This is a genomic window from Streptomyces sp. NPDC008313, from assembly GCF_042956125.1.
Taxonomy (GTDB): domain Bacteria; phylum Actinomycetota; class Actinomycetes; order Streptomycetales; family Streptomycetaceae; genus Streptomyces.
The window spans coordinates 1-18248 of record NZ_JBIBFR010000039.1; the positions used below are offsets into that span (position 1 = coordinate 1).

Genomic DNA, 18248 nt, shown 5'->3' on the forward strand with positions numbered 1-18248 from the left:
CGCCCGTCGAATACGAAGTCAACTACTACACCGAACTCACGAAACCCCAGTTCATCACCACAATCTGAGATCTCTACCGAACCCGGGGCGGTTCACTACTCACCGGCCCGCACCATCGCCATGCGCCGCGACTTGCTCGCCGCCTGGCGCGACCCGGAACACGCCCGTACCCAGGACCACGACAGCCACAGCATCGACTGGTCGCTGCGCGTCCTCGCAGCAACCGCCTACTCCGATCGCCCGGGATATCGCGAAGAGTGGGCGCCTGCCGACGACGAGCGGCCTGACACCGTCGACTCCGCCAGCTGAACCCGAGGGCCGACCCAAGCCGATCAAACTTCGTTGACACTCGTCAAGTTCGGTGAGACGGGTCACGCACCACAGGTAGGGAACAGCCCTTGGCCGGACCACAGGACTGTCCAGTGACGATGGCGGGCCTCCTTGTCGGCAACACAAGGGATTCCTGTGCCGTTCGCTTCCTCCGCTGTATCCGATTCCGGTCGACCTGTGCCGTCAAGCCTGTGGCGGGACGCCGACTTCCGCAGACTGTGGATGGGCCAGACAGCCTCTCAGCTCGGTGAACATGCAAGTGCGGTGATCCTGCCGCTCTTTGCCGTCCTCGCACTCCACGCCAGTCCTGGCCGGCTGGGCGTCCTTCGCGCAGTGGGGCAGGCGCCGATCCTGTTGCTATCGCTCCTTGTCGGCGCGTGGGTGGACAGGTGGCGGGCCCGCACGACGATGGTGCTCGCGGACGTCGGTCGGGCCCTGGCTCTGGGCGCCGCCGCCATGGCCGCCCTCGTTGGCTGGCTCGACCTGGCCGCGCTGTTTGTGCTCGCCTTCACCGTCGGGGCCCTGTCCGTGTTCTTCGACGTGGCATACCAGGCTTCTCTCGTACGACTGGTGGAACGCGACCGACTGGTGCAAGGCAACAGCGCGCTCGAGGGCAGCCGGTCCGCGGCCCAGATCGGTGGGCCCGCTCTCGGTGGTGCGTTGGTGTCCCTGCTGTCGGCGCCGATCGCTGCCGCCTCCAGCGCGCTGTTCTTCGCGCTGTCGTTCCTGTCGATCCGGCGGATCCGCCGAGCCGAACCTGTCCCGGAGCTCCCAGAACATCCCCCTCGGGTCTGGCAGCGGGTTCATGAGGGCCTGCGTTTCGTCGCCGGCGATGCCGTGCTTCGGGCTGTTTGCCTGGCCTCGGCCGCCTTCCAGTTCTCCTTCGCGGCCGTGATGACCGTCTACCTGCTCTTTCTGCCGCGGGAGCTGCACCTGTCCGGCGCCGTGGTCGGGCTGGCGCTCACTGCGGCGGGACCGGGCGCGCTCCTGGGCTCGCTGCTGGCCGCCCGCCTGCCGCGCCGGTTCGGTCATGGCACCGTGCTGGTGTGCGCGGCGGCACTGGGCGACGGCGTGTTCCTGTACGTGCCCGCGCTGCACGGTCCTGCCGCGGTGACGGTTCCCGCGCTCCTTGTGATCGGCTTCGTGTTCGGGTGCGGGGGCCAGTTGGTGAGCGTCACGGTCATGGCGGTCCGGCAGACCGTCACTCCGGACGGGATGCAAGGCCGCGCGGCCGCGACCATCGCGTTCGTCGGCATGGGAATGTCCCCGCTCGGTTCTCTGACCGGCGGATTTCTCGCGGGGGAGTGGGGGCTGCGCACGAGTCTCCTTGCGACGGCCGCAGGCATGATGCTGTCCCCGGTGGTGATGGCTCTCTCGCCGCTCGCACGTCTGGGACGGGAGCTGCCGCCGTCCTCCGCCGCGCTTCCTCAGTCCGGCGGGCAAGGCGACGGAGGCGCAGCGGTGGCCGCGGACGACACGTCGCCCGGATGAGGAACGGTGACTGAGTCCGCGGGCACGTCCGCGTGCCGGCGGAGGTTGCGAGCGCCGGGCTGGGCGGTTCAGGCGCGCGGGCCGGCGCCGTGCAGCAGGGTGTCGATGATGCGGACGGCGAGGGTGTCGGGGTCGGCGCCCTCGGAGTCGCCGCGCAAGGACTCTCCGATGAGCGCGTAGTAGGTACGGCGCACCCAGTCGAGGTCGGCCGCTTCGTCGATGAGCTTGTCGTCCTGAGCGCGCTTGAGTACGGCGATGCAGCGGCGGGAGATGTCCTGCTGGAGGGTGGCGGCCTCGCTGTGCGGGTCTTCCGGCAACCCGAGGGCGAAGGCCCAGGCGCCCTTGACCTGGAGCACGTTGGCTGTGATCCGGTGCATCGCCACCAGCGGCGGTGCGGTGTCCGGCCTGCCGTCGTCCACCGCTTGGGCGAGCTGGCGGGCCGCGGACGTCGCCAGCGTCTCGATCAGCGCCTGCCGGCTGGCGAACCGCCGGTGGATGGTCGTCCGGGCGACTCCCGCGGCTGCGGCGATCTGTTCCATGGAGGCGCCGGGCTCTGCGGCGAGCACGCGCTCCGCCGCCTCCAGGATCGCGCGGACGCTGCGCTCCGCGTCCGCCCTCAACGGTTGTGCCACCTTCTCGCCCACGATGCCTCCCATCAGGCCGCTTAACCCGCTACACGATACATCACAGGCGCAAAATCAAGCTATCTACGACAACTCTGTTGCATTTCGCCGAGAACTTGCTACTGTCCATTCCAGATACCTTGGCCCTTGGAGGAACTCGCATGTACAACACCGCCCTCATCACCGGAGCGTCGTCCGGCCTCGGCGCGGAGTTCGCCGAGCAGCTCGCCGCCCGCGGGAACGACGTGGTGCTGGTAGCGCGCTCCGGCGACCGGCTCACCGCCCTTGCCGAGCGCCTGACCAGCGAGCACGGCGTCCGCGCCCACGTACTGATCCAGGACCTCGCCGAGCCGGACGCGGCCCGCCGCGTCGCCCACCGTCTGGCCGCCCTCGGCCTGAACGTCGATCTGCTGGTGAACAACGCCGGCTTCGGCACGTGCGGCCGATTCGAGGAGATCTCCGGGCCCCGCGACCACGATCAGCTGATGGTCAACGTCGTCGCGCTCGTCGACCTCACCCACGAACTGCTGCCCGGCATGCTGGAGCGCGGCCGCGGCGCGGTCGTCAACGTCGCCTCCAACGCCGGCTTCCAGCCGTCCCCCTACTTCGCCGTCTACGGCGCCTCCAAGGCGTTCGTGCTGAACTTCGGCCTCGCCCTGCGCCAGGAGTACCGGCGACGCGGCCTCCGGGTCCTCACTGTGTGCCCCGGCCCGGTCGAGACCGCATTCTTCGACACCATCGGCACCCGCAAAGCGGCCGTCACCGGCTCCATGACCACCCCACAGCCCGTCGTGCGCGCCGCACTGCGCGCACTGGACCGCGACCGCGGCTACGTCACTCCCGGGCTCGGCAACGCCCTGGGCGCACACCTGACACCCCGCCGCCCCCGGACGATGGTCGCCGCCATCGCCGAACGCGTCACCCGCAAGGTCCTGTCCCCGTCCGCCGACGCCCCGGCGCTTCGGGAGCACGCCGTATGAAACCCTCCACCGCCTCTGCCCCTCAACGATGTGGTGCTCAACCCGGCCGGTGGCGCACCCGGCCGGGTGCGCCGAGCCCCCAGGCCTCACCCGCCGTTCAGGCGCGTCGTCAAGCAGGGCCTGACGGAAGACCGCCCTGGTGCGATCGGCGACCAGGCCGACGGGCTCGGCGAGCGAGGGCCTGCCCGTCACAGTGCCGCAGACATGGTTCGGGCAGCGCCGAACTGTTCCGCACTTAGCGTCAGGGCTATGACGCAGACGATGCACACATTCAGTCGCTATGCGGACGTGAGGGCGGCGCTCGCAGACCCGGCGCTGGTCCCGGAACTGCCGGCCGCGAAAGATGGCCCCGCTGGGGAGAGCGTCGCGTGGCTGCGGGCCACCGTGGCCCGGTTCAGTTCCGGTGAGCGGCATCGGCGGCGCAGGGCCCTCGTGGAGGCAGAACTCGCCCGGCTGGAGCCCACCGTACTGCGGAGGGCGGTGACGGCCGGCACCGAGGGGGAAGTCCGGTCACGGGTGGTCCATGCCCTCGCCGAGGCTCTGGGGATGCCGGAACCCGAGGAGGTCGCGGAGGCGGTGACCGCCGTGGCCCAGGTGTACTTCGAGGGCGCGGGCCCTGCCGCGGACGAGGCCGTGGCCCGGCTGACGGAGCGGTTGGCGCCAGGGAACGCGGACGAGGCCGCACTGGAGGCCGCCGCCAACCGCATCGGACTGCTCGTGCAGGCGTGCGCGGCGACGGCTGCCCTGGTCGAGGCCGCGGCCGGCGGCGACGCACCGCTGGCCAGGGTGCTCCGAGAGGCTCCACCGGTACGCACCATGCGCCGTATCGCCGCCCGTGACACCCACGTCTCCGGACACCACATCACCGAGGGCGATGTGGTGCTCTTGGACCTGGCGGCCGCACAGAGTTCGCATCCCGTGCCGCTCACCTTCGGCGCCCCGCCCCGGGTCTGCCCCGGCAGGGCGCACGCTCTCGCCCTGGCCGACGGCCTGCTCCAGCGTCCGCTGACAGCCTTCGCCCACCTGCACCATCAGGCCGCCCCGTTGCTGTTGCCCAACGCCTGGGACTACGCTTCCGCCGCCGCCCTGTCGGCACAGGGCTTCCACGCGATCGGCACCACCAGCCTGGGCGTGGCCGCGGGCCTCGGCCTGCCGGACGGAGCGGCTGCCACCGCGGAGGCGACCGTGGCGCTGGCCCGCCGTCTTGGGCAGGGGGCCTTTCTGTTCACCGTCGATGCTGAAGGCGGTTTCAGCGACGACCCGGACGAGGTGGCCGAGCTCGCTCGAACGCTGCACGACGCCGGCGCTGCGGGGATCAACCTCGAAGACGGCCGCGCGGATGGCACCCTCGCTCCCGTTGAGCTGCACGCCGCGAAGATCGCTGCCGTCAAGGCGTCCGTACCCGCGCTGTTCGTGAACGCGCGCACCGACACCCACTGGCTCGGATGCCACGAGGAGCAGACCGCGGAGCGCCTCGCAGTCTACGAACAGGCAGGTGCGGACGGGGTGTTCGTACCGGGCCTGTCGGATCCGGACGGAATCGCCGCCCTGACAGCGGCCCTTGTCGTGCCGCTGAACATCCTGTACGCACCGGCCGGCCCGAACCTCACCGAGCTGGCCGCGCTGGGCGTGCGCAGGATCAGCCTCGGCTCGCTGCTCTACCGCAGAGCTCTGGCGGCGGCCGTGACCACAGCCACCGACATCCGCGACACCCGGCCGACGAACCTCAGCGTTCCCTCCTACACCGAGGTGCAGGCGTTTTCGGCACTCCACGCAGTCGACGCCAGAACCTGACAGCAGCCCCGACCCCGACAAGGCGCTCCCGGTCGCCCGTGAGGGCGACCAGACCGTGCTGACCAAGCTTTACCGGCTCGGCCGCTCGCTGGAGAACCTCATCGGACTCGCGAAGCGGCTACAGGCGTGTGCCGTCGACCTGGTCGTCCTGGAGCCATGACTCCAGAATCTGTGGCGCGCGAACCCGATGAGGTCGCCTGGCATGGCCGCCTGACCGAGCCGAACTCTCACTCGGCCTGCGGGCGTGGCGCTTCGCCCCCCCGACAACCACGGAACCTTCAGCCGGTATCCACGGGAGGAATGGCCCCGGACGGAAAATTCGCGTGTGGCGCGCGTCGACGTTCCTACACACTGCGTGGATGGTTGCTGGTACTCCGTGGTCACCTCAGCGCACAGCCTTGCGGCACGTCGCGGCTCGGGCGTCGGGATCCCGGCTTGCTCCCGGGCTGAAGCTCACCATGAACTTCCACCCCGACCGCCTGACGGGTGATCGGCTCCTCCTTCTTCGCATGGCGGAAGACGGCGCCTACTATTCGCAGTTCGTGACCGGCACCAGCAACGGTGGCCTGACTTCGTATCCGGGCGGAGATCGGTGGCGCTGGGAGAGTCGCATCTTCGGCGGCGCGTACGATCACGCCGCAGCACACGAGCGCCCGGTCTACGGGGCGTTGAACCACCAGTACTCGCCAGTCGGCGGGGCGCCTCGATTCGGCTCCTCCTATTTCCGGCTCACGACCGACACTCTCGAACGCGCGACATTCTGCTACCCGGACAGCTCGACGGAACCCGCAGCCTTCGCTGTGGCATCCCGCTTCGACCTCATCGGAATGGCCGAGGCCGACGGGCTGGACGCCCTGGACGGACACATTGAGGCTCACGTGCACGGATCCGTCAGATTCGACCGGGACGTCGAGGCATTGGTCCTGGACCCCAGCTACCGTGGCACGGACGTGGAGGAGGCGGCCCGCTGCCTCCCGTGTCCGATCGAATGGCATCCAGGCTTCCGGCTGACCGTGGAACATTTGCGGCAACACCCTGACTATCGCGGTCAGGAATACGTCGACCTTGGCGCCAAGATCTCGGTCGACGGATGCCTGGACCCCTGGGTGATCGGCAGGGCCGCCCGCACAGGCCATCACGACGCGCAGGCGCTCAAGAAGGTCTGGCACTGCTTGGCGCGCTTCGGCACCCCACCTCATGGTCAGTGGAGTTCCTGGCCACCTGCCGCAATGTAAGGTTCGTGCGCCAGTACGTCGCCACCAGCAGGACCCGGTTCTCGAGCCGCAACCGCCTCGGTAGGCCACGCTGGACGTCGCCACCCCGGCGCCGCACCAGTGCCACCGGCCTGGCGAACTGCACCTCGCTCGGTCATCTCAGTCGACGGAAGCTGATCAGGGCGGCGGCTATCCCGACGAAGGCGAGGAAGTGTCCGGCTTGGCGTTCGTAGCGGGGGTGGAGCCAGCGGCAGCCCGGACGCGACCGAGTCGATCGCGCACCGCGACCAGTCAAGCTCACCCCGGGCACCAAGTTCATCGAGCACGACCCGATAGAGCCGGGCCCAGACCCGCTCCCGGCTCCACTGAGCGAAGCGTCGGTAGACCGTGGGCCAGGCCGGTCCGAAGACCGGCGGGAGCTGGCGCCGAACGCAACAACCGCACCACTCGTCGCGGGACAACCGGTCCGCTGTGCGGTCGAGGACCGTTGGCGCCTGCGCCGGGTGACCGAGCGCCTTGAGGTCTCACCCACTACCCACTGCCCACCACCCATCACCCATCACCCAGCGTCGCGCCGACCGTCACCACGTCGGGCGAGGCCGGCAGTGCAGTTCCGGTGCGCCCACCAGTGCCACGCGAGCTTCCCCGGCAGCGGCCCGGCTCACTGCCCTGACCAGGAAGAAGGGCGCTTCGGGTGATGTTGCGGAAACTCGGGGGAAGAAGATGCGGCAACGAATGGGAGGTTGCTGTGAAGGGTGGAGATGTGGAACTGGGCGAGGTGCTGGCCGCTGCGGAGGCGGCGCCGCCTGGTGAGTCCGTCGATGTGGTGGCGCATGATCTGCAGAAGCGGTTCGGTGCGGAGCGTGTGTCCTTCCTGTTCGTCGACCTCGTCGGTCAGCGGCTGGTACGGCTCACCGCGGCCGACGATGACTCCGCGGACTCCGACGAGCCGATCGACCTGCAGGGCAGCGTCTACGACCGTGTGCTGCAGAGCCAGCGCCAGCATGTGGAACCGGACCACCTGGGCGGACGGCGCGTCATCACACCGGTCACCAACCGCGGCGACTGCATCGGCGTGCTGGAGGCGACTCTGCAGTCAGCCGACGACACCGTGCTCCGGCAGGTCAGCGACGCGGCCCACGCGCTCGCCTACATCATCGTCACGGACCGCCGCTTCACCGACCGCTACCACCTGGGCCGGCGCACCACAGAGACCAGCCTGGCCGCGGAAATCCAGCACCAACTTCTTCCCTCGGCCCCTTGCTGCGAAGCGGCCCAGTTCACCCTCGCCGCCGGACTGGTGCCGGCCGACGACATCGGCGGCGACACCTACGACTACACGCTCGATCAAGACACCCTGCACCTGTCCGTCACCGACGCCATGGGTCACGACACGAACTCGGCCCTGCTGGCCACGCTGCTGGTCGGCGCGCTGAGACGGGCACGCCGCAGCGGCTGTGACGCCCTTATACAAGCCAACCACGCACACCAGGCCCTGCTGAGTCACAGCCGCGGCCTGGCCACCGGACAACTGCTGTGCGTCAACCTCGAAACAGGCCGCTGCGAACTGGTCAACGCCGGCCATCCCCGGCCACTGCTGCTGCGCGACGGCACCGTCGAAGAGGTCCGACTCGCCGTCAACCTGCCGTTCGGCGTGGCGGCGCCGACCCCCTACCGCCTGCAGGAACTGCAACTGCGGCCCGGCGACCGTCTCGTCCTGCTCACTGACGGCATGCAGGAGCGCAGTGCCGCAGCCGTCGATCTGGCCGCGCTCGCCCGTGACACCCGCCCGCTGCATCCGAGGGAAGCCGTCCGAAGCCTGACCGCCGCGGTGCTCGATGCCTGCCACGGTAACCTCAAGGACGACGCCACGGTCCTGATACTGGACTGGCACGGCAAACGACGCAGACCGGACGACATCGGACAGGACCCGCAGTGACGAGCCGCAGCGGGCGGCCACATGACACCGCCGTGACCTCGAACGCACCGCGTCACTCCCGAAGGCCTCGACCAGAGCGCACTACCGACCGCTGCAAAGACTTCTTCGCCGTCGCCACCCGCTACGCGACGTGTGCGCCGCCGAAACGGACATCACCCCCGTCACCCTCATGAAGGAATGCGACGCCGGCCGACCGGTGTCGAGCAAGGACTGGATGCGCGGCGGCTGCCCCGCATCAGCCGTTGACTTCCCGGGCCACGCGCTCCAGTCGATTCCGGTGACCCTCCCACCATGATTGATCCCCCGGCGCCATGTCGTCCTTGCCTTGCAGAAACCCGACGGATCCGTCGATCAGCTCTCGCACGATGTCGGCGTGGCCGGCATGCCGCTGAGTATCGGAGATCACGCGCACCAGGATGTGGTGCAGTGTCACCTCTCGTCGTTCCTCCGGCCACCACGGGACGTGCCCTGTGGCCTCAAGCGCCAGCGTCGCGATCGTGCGGTCGGAGTGTTTCCACGCCTGCCGATACAGCCCGACGATCTGTTCCCGTGACTCGTCCGCGGTGGCCCACATGTCCGAGTTGGATTCTGGCTCCTCGGTATACCACCAGGGCGGCGGGTCCTCGTCGAAGAACGGCCGTCCGAACGTGTCGCCGAAGTAGCCCAGTTCCACACCGGCGACGTGCTTGACCAGCCCCAACAGGTTCGTGCCCGTAGGGGTCAGCGGGCGGCGGATGTCGTACTCCGCGAGCCCGTCGAGCTTCCACACCAGGGCATCGCGCGCCTCTTGCAGGTATCGGAGAAGGTCCGCTTTCGGGTCCGGTTCGATCATGCCGGGCAGTCTTCCACACGGCACTGACACCCGGCACTGACGTCGGCAGTGACATCAAGTGCCACTGACATTGGGCTTGTCCGACGCAGTGAAACGCCTTTTTCAAGTCCCCTCGAAATGACTCCCCGTGAAAGTCGCACAGCCATAAGACCGAGCCCCACGTCGAGGTCCGGCCCAGACGCCAGGACGACCGCAGGCATTGAGGAATTCGCCCGCCGCAGCGCCGGCAGACCCGACGAGATCTTCCAGTAATCACCTACTGCTTACTACCTACTGCTTACTGCCTGCTTCGGTGCCTGGAAGCCGCCGATCTCCTGTTCAAGCAATTCGGCCAGCCGCAGCGGGGTGCGGTCCTCGAACATCGGACCGATGAGCTGCACTCCCACCGGCAGACCCTCGGGCGACCGGCCCGCTGGCACAGCGGTGGCGGGGAGGCCGGGCATCGTGGCCAGACCGGCCCAGACGAGCTGGTCGAAGTACGGGTACCCGACGCCGTCGATGTCGATCCGACGCCTCAGCAGGTCGGGGTTGTGATCGTGCGGGAACGCGGGAGTGGGCGTGATGGGACACACCACGGCGTCGAACTCGGCGAACAACCGCCGCCAGCCATGGCGGTGGAGCTCGCGCAGGCCGTTCGCCTCGATCCAGTCGCGGTGGCTGAGCACCATGCCGCGCAGCCGCGCCGCATCAAGACCCTGGTCGTCCACGCTCAGCCCGGCGGCGCGGGCCTGCAACTGCTCGTACGCTTCCACGGGGAATCGTGCCACGGAGCCCGAGAACAGGAGCTGCGTGTAGAGCACCGCGGCTTCGGCCAGATCGGGCAGCAGCGGACTGTCCCGCTCGACGCGGGCACCGCTGTCGACGAGCGCGTCGGCGACCCTGCCCACGCCCGCCCGCACGGCGGATCCGGTCGGAAGGAGCGGATGGTCGTCGAGGACCAGGACCCGGAAGTCGCTGAGCCGTTCGTGGCGCGCCGGCGGCAGCGTCACATCGTGTGCCACGCCGAACGTCAGCGGATCCGGTCCGGCCATGACCTCGAGCAGGAGCGTGAGGTCGCGGGCGGTGCGCGCCATCGGACCGACGACGGCGAGGTCGTGCTCGGCCGGCAGGGCCGGCCCGGGCGGTGGAACCATGCCGCGCATCGCCGCCAGACCGAGCGTCGGCTTGTGCGCGTAGATGCCGCAGAAGTGCGCGGGGGTGCGCAACGAACCGGCGAGGTCGGAGCCGATGGACAGCGCGCCGAATCCGGATGCCAGGGCCGCCGCCGAGCCGCCGGAGGATCCGCCCGACGTACGACGGTGGTCCCACGGGTTGTTGGTGGTGCCGTAGATCTCGTTGAAGGTCTGCACGTCTTGCAGTCCCTGGGGCACATTGGTCTTGCCGAGCACCACCGCGCCCGCGGACTTGAGCCGCGACACCTGCACCGCGTCCTCGGCCGGGAGGAAGTTCCGGTGCGGCGGCATGCCCCAGGTCGTGGGCAGCCCCGCAATGTCGTACGACTCCTTGACCGTCACCGGAATGCCCAGCAGGGGCCGGTCCTCACCGCGGGCACGCGCCAGGTCGGCGCCGCGCGCGGCGGCCCGTGCACGGTCGAAGTCCGGCACACAGATCGCGTTGATCGCATCGTCGTCCCGTTCGATACGGGCTATCGCCTCGTCGGTCAGTTCCGCCGAAGTCACATCACCGGCACGCAATGCGGCCGCGAGTTGGCCGGCCGTCCAGAAATTCCCGTCCATGAATCCGACCGTAGGGGCCAATGGGAGAGGGCACGAAATGCCGCCTCGCACAACAGGGCGAGTGTCTTCCTGCTTATCTCATCTGCGGACCACGAATCGGATCGACTTCACGTTCACCACCGTCCGGCTGCGGACGAAAGTCACCCGCGGCGCCGGTTCCCGCGCCGCAGCCTCGGCGATGGTCCTCAAGCTCGACGAGACCGCACAGGCCAGGTGTCGGCCGCGAACGCGCCTCACCTCGGCGCCCTCGTCCGTGCCGGAGCCCGCTTCGAACGCCGGCGGCTCGTCGAACGTCCCGAGGCGGCTGCGGCCTACAGTCAGTGGTGTCCGGTTCTCTCCGGTCCGCGGTAAATGCCTGGACTGAGGCCCTCTCCCGACGGGACACTCCAGACTGCCGAATCTGCGGGAGTGTGATGGGAACAACAGACACGCGAGGGCCGACGCCAGGCAGGGGCGCGGTCGTTCTCGCGCTGCGCCGCTACGGCCGGGAACTGCTGCGACTACGACGGCTGGCCCTGCCCGCACTGCTGCTGCCGGCCGTGGGCAACATCGGCATCCGCTACGTCGCTCCTCTGCTGATCGCCAAACTGGCAGGACAGGCCGCGGGTGACGGCGGTCTGACGCTCGGCTCGGCGCTGCCGTACGTGCTGGGCTTCGGCGTGACGCTGTTGCTCGCCGAAGCCCTGTGGCGGGTCGGGCAGCACTGCCTCAACCGCGTGGACGCCCTCGGTATGGAACACCTGTACGCGGACGGCATGGATGAACTCCTCGCCAAGGACGCGGCGTTCTTCCACGACAACTTCGCCGGCTCCCTGACGAAACGGGTGCTGAGCTTCGGCAAGCGCTTCGAAGACTTCGTCGACACGGTGACCTACCGGATCGTGGGCAGCCTCGTCCCCCTGGTGTTCGGTGCCGCCGTGCTGCTGCACTACGAACCGATGCTCGTCGTCGGTCTCCTGGTGATGATCGTCTTGACCGTGGCGGCCGCGACACCTCTGATCCGCCGGCGGCAGAGACTCGTCGACGAACGTGAGGCGGCGATCGCCAAGGTCTCCGGGCACGTCGCCGACAGCCTCATGAACATGGAGACCATCCGCGCGTTCGCGGCCGAAAGACTGGAAGCCCACGAACACCGCAGCCGCGTCGCGGAATCCCGGCGCCTGACGCTGAGGTCGTGGGACTACGGCAATCTGCGCGTCGACACCCTGATTGCCCCCATGTCCGTCTTGACCAACGTGCTGGGCCTGCTGGTCGCCATCGCCTTCGGTGGCCCGGGCCAGGGCGTGGAGGAGATCGTCGTCGCTTTCACCTACTACTCCAACGCCACCCAGATCATGTTCGAGTTCAACCAGATCTACCGGCGTCTGGAAAGCTCGCTGACCGAGGCCGCGCAGTTCACGCAGTTGCTGCAGGAACCGCCCACCGTCCTCGATCCGACGGAACCCGAACCGCTCGCACCGCGGGACACCGGCATCCGCTTCGAGACGGTGACCTTCGCCCACGCGGGCGCGAAGCCGCTCTTCCGGGGACTCCACCTGGACGTGCCGGCGGGCACACGGATCGGTCTGGTCGGCAGGTCCGGCGGCGGCAAGACCACACTGACCCGACTCCTGCTGCGGATGTCGGACATCGACGACGGACACATCCTGATCGGCGATCAGGACATCAGCCGACTGCGTCAGACCGACCTGCGCTCACTGATCGCCTACGTCCCGCAGGAACCTGCCATGTTCCACCGCAGTCTGCGGGACAACATCGCCTTCGCCCGGCCCGGCGCCACCGACGAGGACATCCACGCCGCGGCCGCCGCCGCACACGTCACGGAGTTCGCCGATCAACTCCCCGACGGCTTCGGCACCATGGTGGGGGAGCGGGGAGTGAAACTCTCCGGCGGCCAGCGCCGGCGCGTCGCCCTCGCCAGGGCCATCCTGCGCGACGCACCCATCCTGCTGCTCGACGAGGCGACCAGCGCGCTGGACTCGGAGAGTGAGCTCCTCGTCCAGGACGCCCTGTGGCGGTTGATGGACGGACGCACGGCCCTCGTGGTCGCCCACCGTCTGAGCACGGTAGCCGGGATGGACCGTCTCGTCGTCCTCGACCGCGGACGCGTCGTCGAGCAGGGTGCCCACGAGGAGTTGCTCGCAGCGAACGGTGCCTATGCCAAGTTGTGGCAGCACCAGTCGGGCGGCTTCCTCGGCGAGAGCCCCGAGTCCGCCTCCGGACGCCCGGTCCCGAAGGCCGGTTCTGGCGACGTGCCCGGGCCGGCCGATCCGTCACCGACGGGAAGCCGCATGACGACGTTGGACGCCCGCACGAGCACCTGGCCCACGTGACCAAGTCAGGTACGGTCATCCTGACCAGCGGCGTTCACCCGTGTCGCGACCCGGTACGAAGCCGCCACCCGCGGGGCGCTTCTCGTAGTGGGGATGCGCGCCGGTGACGTTCTCGAGCCCAGCGGTAAAATGGGACATGGAGCGTGACTGGTGCGGGAAGTCCCCCTTCACCCCTCCATCAGTGCAGGTAGGGCAGATCAGGGCGGATTCCGTGAATCGGCGCACGCGTACGAGTCTGCGCCGGCAGCCACCTCAGAACACGCCTGTCCGAACCGGGCCGGAGGCCATCTCTCCAAGAAGGGCACCATGCGCGGGGAGCACGAGGGGCTCTCGCGTCGCATCCTGAGGAGCTGATCATGACGATACAAGGCATCGATGTCTCTTCGTTCCAGCCGGAGAACTACCGCACCGATGGATTCGAATTCGTCTTCATCAAAATCACCGAAGGGACTACCTTCACGAACTCCAAGTGGGTCGCTCAGCGCAAGACCGCACGAGACGCCGGAATGGTGACAGGCTTCTACCATTTCGCCCGCCCTGGGCCCTTCGAAGCTCAAGCCGACTTCTTCCTTTCCCGGATCAACTTGGCTGAGGGTGATATTCTCGCCCTCGACTGGGAGGACCACAGCGTCTCGAACGCGTTCAAGGACAACTGGATCAAGCGGGTACAGCAAAAGGCGCCCGGGCACAAGACGGTGCTTTACTGCAACCGGGAATTCTGGCTGCACCGTGACAGTACGTCCTTCGCCGGAGACGGCCTCTGGATTGCCCAGTACAACGGCCATCCCGGTCGGCCCGACATCGAGCACCCGTGGATGTTCCACCAGTTCACCGACCACCCGGTCGATACGAACGTCGCGAATTTCAAGGACCAGATGACACTGCGTGCCTGGTCCGAGCACCGGCAACTGACTCCGTCCGGTTGAAGCTCGAAAGCTCCTGAAGCCGCCGAACAGTGCCGTGCCGATGCCGGCTGCTGGATTCGGAAGGTGGGACGACCATGGCAGTACCACAGTGGCGACAACTCGTGGATCACATCCAGAGTGTTCCAGAGGGCGTCTACGAGACGAATGTGCCAGGGACTGGATACAACAACCGGACGCAATTCGGGGAGCAATTCGGGGAAAATGGAGAGTCATGGTGCGTCATGTTCGACTGGGACATGTACGCGGACGTGAGCCTTGAGCGCATCGTACCCAAGACCGACAATGTCACCGCTTTCAGTGAATGGGCGCGCGTGCGCGGCGAATGGTCCGAATACCCGTCCGTAGGGGCCTGGGTGAACCTCTCCGGAGGCAAGCACACCGAACTCGTGACCGGCTTCGACGCGACACACGTCCACACCAAGGGCGGCAACACCGTGGTCGCCGGCGCGGTGGACGCCGGCCAGGGAAACGGCGTCTACTCGCACCGGACAGAACGCACGAGCCCCAGGGTCGTCGGCTATTTCGCGCCGAAATTCGAGGACGGATGTCCGCCCACCGCCGACCCGGACGACCACCGCGGCGGCACACCTTCCGAGGCCTGGATCTGGCCCGGGGCGGCGCTGCCGGTCGACGAGCGCTCGGTGACCGCCTCACACCTCGTGTACGGGGCACGCAACACCTCGGTGCGGACCGTCCAGGCGGCCCTGGCGGCGGAAGTAGGGCTTGACTACGCCGCTGCCCCGGGGACGTTCGGGCCGCGCACGAAGGCGGCAGTCGCGGCATTCCAGCGCAAGCTCGGCCTGACCGGCGCCGACGCCGACGGCGTGTTCGGCCGCTACTCACTCACCGAACTGGGACGCCGACAAGGCTTTGTCGTTTTGGGGCTGGACTTCTTCGACGGGAGGCATCAGGCGGACGACGAGGCAACACCTCCCGCACAGAGCGCCACGGGCCACACGGCGATCCCGCTCAAGGCAGTGACGTTCAGTCACGTACCGGACGGTAGCACCGCGGCCGCGGCCAAGGAGGCGTGCCGAATCCTCGGCGTGCCGGAGGCCCACTGGGTGCCAGGCATCCTGGTCGCCGCCAAGCGTGAGTCGTCGTACGACTTCAACGCGGTCAACGCCTGGGACAGCAACGCCACCGGTCCCAGCCAGAGCGACGGCCATCCGCTCAACTGCTCGCGCGGCGTTCTCCAGGTCATCCCGCCGACGTTTGCCGCGTACCACCAGCCCGGCACGTCGAACGCCGTCTATGACGGCGTCGCCAACATCTGCGCTGCCATGCACTACGTGATGGCCCGCTATGGCGTCTACCGCAACGGATCGAACCTGGCGGGTCGTGTCTGCCAGTTCGACCCCACCCGCGGACCCTGCGGGTACTGATCATCAAAAGCCGAAGGAATGCTCATCATGTCCAAGGTCGTACTCCTGTCCCAAGTCCGGCCAGGCGCGCACAACGACAGCGTTCTGGTGGTCCAGAAGGCCCTGGCCGCGGCCGTGGGGCTCGACTTCAGCTCGGGCCCCGGCGTCTTCGGCCGACTCACCCAGGACGCATACGCCAAATGGCAGCGCCACCTCGGCTTGTCAGGCGCGGATGCGGACGGGGTCCCGGGGAAGAGCTCGCTCAAGAAGCTGGGTGACCGGTTCGGCTTCGAGGTCGGTTCCGACGGGCAGCAGCCGTCGGGTGCTTCGGGCGGGCACGGCGTCGGCAGCCAGGTTGCCTCTCCGGTGCCCGAGCACCATGTCACCTACCCCTTCGGGGTCAAGAATGCGCGCTACGTGGCCGGATACCACACCGGTGACGACTATGCCGCGCTGGAGGGGACCTCGGTCGTCGCTGTCCGCAACGGCACGATTCAGTGGTCGAACGGCAACGGTGGGGCGTACGGCAACTGGATCGGCCTCCAGGGCGACAACGGCCGGGTGTACGTGTACTGCCACCTGTCGCAGCAAGGAGTCCATCCGGGCCAGAAGGTCGAAGCGGGTCAGAGGATCGGCAAGGTCGGCCGGAGCGGCAAGGTCACGGGCCCGCACCTCCACTTCGAGGACCATCCGGCGGGCCCGTTCGCCTACGCCCATTGCCGCAAGCCATCGTGGTGAGTAGCTCTCGCGAAACATGGTCGACGTGTCAGGAGCGCAGACAACCGCGCTGCGGCCTGCCCATCGGAGAGCTCGAACCGCACCATCGCTCCCCGAGGCTGCACCCGACCTGCAAGAGGCGGGCTGTCGTCACCTCAAGGCAGGGCATGAAGTCCGGCCGTCTAGGCTTTCGGGCATGGTGAAGCGCAAGGTGCAGCGGCAGGCCCGGAAGGTACTGGGCGAGGACACCGTGGCCCTGGTCTGGTGCGAGATCGGCAAGCCGATCCCCACACCTCCCAAGTCCGTTCACCGGGCCGCGGGCAAGGGGCGGATGAAGCCGGGGCACCATTGGCTGTTGTACGTCGGCGGCGTTCTGTTCTTCTTCGTCGTCGTGCCGATGATGTTGCTCGACAAGCTCGGCGACGTGCTGGACCGGGGGCCCTCACACGGCGAAGGGGGTTCGACCCGGAACCGTACGGCCGGCAGCCCCGGCCCCGACAGCGACGACTCCACCAGGGGCATCTTCGACGGCGACTGGAACCTGACCGCGGGCCAGTTGTTGCTGCGCTGGTACGGCCACTCGCCCAACCCCAAACGTCTGGTGATGCTGACTGGCGACCGTTTGTGCCTGGCCGCTTCACCGCGCCGTACTCTGTCACCCACCAAGGCCGACGACTTCCGGATCACCGCGGAGTTCCCGTTCAGCGAGGCCCGTATCGAGGCCGAGGCGGGCCAGCCGCGCGGGTTCGCCACCTTCAGGATCCGCTTCGCAGACGGCTCCTGGCTGGAACTGGGCCGACTGGCCGAGCCGGAGGACGCGGACCACTTCCTGCGCACGGTCAGCGCCTGATCCGATCCTTCAACCGCCAGCGCCGTCAGTCCCTCGTCTGTGTCTTCCCTGTCGCCCCGCCGCTCAAAGGACTCGAAGGAGCGGGGGCCGGACTCCCGGGCCGTCAGCTTGCCGTCCACGCCGGCTGCTGCAGGGTGCCGTAGATGTCGTCGCCCGCCCGCTGGGGACTACGGGACAGCCCTCACGCGGGGATATGAGCCGTCGCCTCCCGCAGCGCTGTGAGGAAGGCCTCAGCAGCCGGGGGCAGGGATCGGCCCCGGGCCGCGGCGGCGTACACCGCTCGCGCCGGGGCGTCCTCGTCGGGGACCGGTAGCAGCGCGATGTCGGGGCGTACGGACTCGGCGGCCAGGGCGGGGACCAGGGTGACGCCGAGACCGGCGGCGACGTAACCCTGCTTGGCCGTCCATTCCCTGACGACATGAGCGATGCGCGGCCTGAAGCCCTGGCGCAGGGCGGCGTCCAGCAAGGTGCTCTCGGGACGCGAGCTGCCGGATATCCAGTCGGCGTCGGCGAGTTGGCCGAGCCGTACCGGGCCTCCGCGGGTGGCGAGGGGATGGCTCGCGGGGACGGCGACGTACAGCGGCTCGTCGAGCAGGTGGTGCAGTTCGTACGACTCCAGCGGTGCCCGGCCCGTCGGCGAGACGACCGCCAGGTCGAGGTGACCTGCGTCCAACCGGTCCAGGAGCGCAGGGGTGAGCCCCTCCTCACGGAAAAGCCGGACGCGGGGGTGGCGGGCGCGGAATACGGCAAGGGCGTGCGGGACGAGCGCCGCGTCAGCCGTGGCGAACGCGCCGAACCGCAACCGTCCGCCCGCCACGTCGCGCAGCGCCGACAGTTCACGCCCGGCATCGTGCAGGGCCTGCGTGACCGTCTCGGCGTGCGGGACGAGGGTCCGGCCGGCCTCCGTGAGCCGTACGCCCCGCGGCAGCCGGTCGAACAGCGGACCGCCGCCCAGCGCCCCCTCCAGCGAAGCGACCTGCCGGGACACCGCGGACTGTGTCCAGCCGAGCGTCCGCGCTGCCACCGTGAACGAACCGTGCCGGGCGACCTCCAGGAAGACGCGCAGCCACACGGTGGAGACATCCGGAGTTCCGTCCGATACATGCGAGTTGAGCATGG

The 18248-nt window shown here is 68.6% G+C and carries 15 protein-coding genes and 3 pseudogenes; 12 read left to right on the forward strand and 6 right to left on the reverse strand.

What is annotated here, in order from left to right; all coding sequences use genetic code 11:
- Positions 1-69 precede the first annotated feature (69 nt).
- Together ACFY93_RS32955 and ACFY93_RS32960 are read left to right on the forward strand one after the other, a co-directional pair.
- Complete coding sequence (locus tag ACFY93_RS32955; RefSeq protein ID WP_391365623.1) at positions 70-309, forward strand: DUF6221 family protein; 240 nt, start codon at positions 70-72, stop codon at positions 307-309.
- A 156-nt stretch (positions 310-465) separates the two neighbouring features.
- A complete protein-coding gene (locus tag ACFY93_RS32960) occupies positions 466-1821 on the forward strand; it encodes an MFS transporter (protein WP_391365597.1) in 1356 nt (451 codons plus the stop codon).
- 68 nt (positions 1822-1889) lie between these two features.
- On the opposite strand, the gene ACFY93_RS32965 is transcribed toward ACFY93_RS32960, so the two are convergent.
- Positions 1890-2468, reverse strand: coding sequence for a TetR family transcriptional regulator (locus ACFY93_RS32965; protein ID WP_391365624.1), 579 nt, complete (start codon positions 2466-2468; stop codon positions 1890-1892).
- A 137-nt stretch (positions 2469-2605) separates the two neighbouring features.
- On the opposite strand from ACFY93_RS32965, the gene ACFY93_RS32970 reads away from it, so the two are divergent.
- The 3 genes from ACFY93_RS32970 to ACFY93_RS32980 all read left to right on the forward strand — a co-directional run bounded on the left by ACFY93_RS32970 (position 2606) and on the right by ACFY93_RS32980 (position 6453).
- Positions 2606-3424 carry an SDR family NAD(P)-dependent oxidoreductase gene (locus ACFY93_RS32970; protein WP_391365598.1) on the forward strand — a complete coding sequence of 273 codons (819 nt, stop codon included), beginning with the start codon at positions 2606-2608 and terminating at the stop codon, positions 3422-3424.
- Positions 3425-3673: 249 nt separating this feature from the next.
- Positions 3674-5218 carry an isocitrate lyase/phosphoenolpyruvate mutase family protein gene (locus ACFY93_RS32975; RefSeq protein ID WP_391365599.1) on the forward strand — a complete coding sequence of 515 codons (1545 nt, stop codon included), beginning with the start codon at positions 3674-3676 and terminating at the stop codon, positions 5216-5218.
- Positions 5219-5676: 458 nt separating this feature from the next.
- A complete protein-coding gene (locus ACFY93_RS32980; protein ID WP_391365600.1) occupies positions 5677-6453 on the forward strand; it encodes a DUF3626 domain-containing protein in 777 nt (258 codons plus the stop codon).
- Here ACFY93_RS32980 and ACFY93_RS32985 read toward each other — a convergent pair.
- Together ACFY93_RS32985 and ACFY93_RS32990 are read right to left on the reverse strand one after the other, a co-directional pair.
- A pseudogene (locus ACFY93_RS32985) lies at positions 6434-6577 on the reverse strand (IS5/IS1182 family transposase); the annotation flags it as partial. The gene ACFY93_RS32980 and the pseudogene ACFY93_RS32985 sit on opposite strands and share 20 nt — an antisense overlap.
- Positions 6578-6692: 115 nt before the next feature.
- Positions 6693-6866: pseudogene (locus ACFY93_RS32990) on the reverse strand (IS5/IS1182 family transposase); the annotation flags it as partial.
- A 314-nt stretch (positions 6867-7180) separates the two neighbouring features.
- On the opposite strand from ACFY93_RS32990, the gene ACFY93_RS32995 reads away from it, so the two are divergent.
- Positions 7181-8371 carry a SpoIIE family protein phosphatase gene (locus ACFY93_RS32995; protein WP_391365601.1) on the forward strand — a complete coding sequence of 397 codons (1191 nt, stop codon included), beginning with the start codon at positions 7181-7183 and terminating at the stop codon, positions 8369-8371.
- Positions 8372-8606: 235 nt separating this feature from the next.
- Here ACFY93_RS32995 and ACFY93_RS33000 read toward each other — a convergent pair whose 3' ends face one another.
- Together ACFY93_RS33000 and ACFY93_RS33005 are read right to left on the reverse strand one after the other, a co-directional pair.
- Entirely contained in the window at positions 8607-9203 is a 597-nt protein-coding gene (locus ACFY93_RS33000) for a DUF664 domain-containing protein (protein ID WP_391365602.1), read from the reverse strand.
- Between the two features lie 266 nt (positions 9204-9469).
- The gene (locus ACFY93_RS33005) at positions 9470-10939 is read right to left on the reverse strand and encodes an amidase (protein ID WP_391365603.1); all 1470 of its coding nucleotides are present in this window, start codon (positions 10937-10939) and stop codon (positions 9470-9472) included.
- 79 nt (positions 10940-11018) lie between these two features.
- On the opposite strand from ACFY93_RS33005, the pseudogene ACFY93_RS33010 reads away from it, so the two are divergent.
- The 6 genes and pseudogenes from ACFY93_RS33010 to ACFY93_RS33035 all read left to right on the forward strand — a co-directional run.
- Positions 11019-11290, forward strand: a pseudogene (locus ACFY93_RS33010) (hypothetical protein); the annotation flags it as partial.
- A 62-nt stretch (positions 11291-11352) separates the two neighbouring features.
- Positions 11353-13272 carry an ATP-binding cassette domain-containing protein gene (locus ACFY93_RS33015; protein WP_391365604.1) on the forward strand — a complete coding sequence of 640 codons (1920 nt, stop codon included), beginning with the start codon at positions 11353-11355 and terminating at the stop codon, positions 13270-13272.
- Positions 13273-13628: 356 nt separating this feature from the next.
- Positions 13629-14198, forward strand: coding sequence for a GH25 family lysozyme (locus tag ACFY93_RS33020; protein WP_391365605.1), 570 nt, complete (start codon positions 13629-13631; stop codon positions 14196-14198).
- A gap of 221 nt (positions 14199-14419) precedes the next feature.
- Positions 14420-15583, forward strand: coding sequence for a peptidoglycan-binding protein (locus ACFY93_RS33025; RefSeq protein WP_391365606.1), 1164 nt, complete (start codon positions 14420-14422; stop codon positions 15581-15583).
- 27 nt (positions 15584-15610) lie between these two features.
- Entirely contained in the window at positions 15611-16300 is a 690-nt protein-coding gene (locus ACFY93_RS33030) for a peptidoglycan DD-metalloendopeptidase family protein (protein ID WP_391365607.1), read from the forward strand.
- Between the two features lie 175 nt (positions 16301-16475).
- Positions 16476-17129: a hypothetical protein gene (locus ACFY93_RS33035; protein ID WP_391365608.1), complete on the forward strand. Its 654-nt coding sequence runs from the start codon at positions 16476-16478 to the stop codon at positions 17127-17129.
- Between the two features lie 181 nt (positions 17130-17310).
- Here ACFY93_RS33035 and ACFY93_RS33040 read toward each other — a convergent pair whose 3' ends face one another.
- Complete coding sequence (locus tag ACFY93_RS33040; RefSeq protein WP_391365609.1) at positions 17311-18246, reverse strand: LysR substrate-binding domain-containing protein; 936 nt, start codon at positions 18244-18246, stop codon at positions 17311-17313.
- Between the last annotated feature and the right edge of the window lie 2 nt (positions 18247-18248).

Bases quoted from the DNA above. Each gene is read 5' to 3' on its own strand.
- ACFY93_RS32970 (WP_391365598.1), top strand. From the start codon at position 2,606: ATGTACAACACCGCCCTCATCACCGGAGCGTCGTCCGGCCTCGGCGCG.
- ACFY93_RS32975 (WP_391365599.1), top strand. From the start codon at position 3,674: ATGACGCAGACGATGCACACATTCAGTCGCTATGCGGACGTGAGGGCG.
- ACFY93_RS32980 (WP_391365600.1), top strand. From the start codon at position 5,677: ATGAACTTCCACCCCGACCGCCTGACGGGTGATCGGCTCCTCCTTCTT.
- ACFY93_RS33000 (WP_391365602.1), bottom strand. From the start codon at position 9,203: ATGATCGAACCGGACCCGAAAGCGGACCTTCTCCGATACCTGCAAGAG.
- ACFY93_RS33005 (WP_391365603.1), bottom strand. From the start codon at position 10,939: ATGGACGGGAATTTCTGGACGGCCGGCCAACTCGCGGCCGCATTGCGT.
- ACFY93_RS33015 (WP_391365604.1), top strand. From the start codon at position 11,353: ATGGGAACAACAGACACGCGAGGGCCGACGCCAGGCAGGGGCGCGGTC.
- ACFY93_RS33020 (WP_391365605.1), top strand. From the start codon at position 13,629: ATGACGATACAAGGCATCGATGTCTCTTCGTTCCAGCCGGAGAACTAC.
- ACFY93_RS33025 (WP_391365606.1), top strand. From the start codon at position 14,420: ATGTTCGACTGGGACATGTACGCGGACGTGAGCCTTGAGCGCATCGTA.
- ACFY93_RS33030 (WP_391365607.1), top strand. From the start codon at position 15,611: ATGTCCAAGGTCGTACTCCTGTCCCAAGTCCGGCCAGGCGCGCACAAC.
- ACFY93_RS33035 (WP_391365608.1), top strand. From the start codon at position 16,476: ATGGTGAAGCGCAAGGTGCAGCGGCAGGCCCGGAAGGTACTGGGCGAG.
- ACFY93_RS33040 (WP_391365609.1), bottom strand. From the start codon at position 18,246: ATGCTCAACTCGCATGTATCGGACGGAACTCCGGATGTCTCCACCGTG.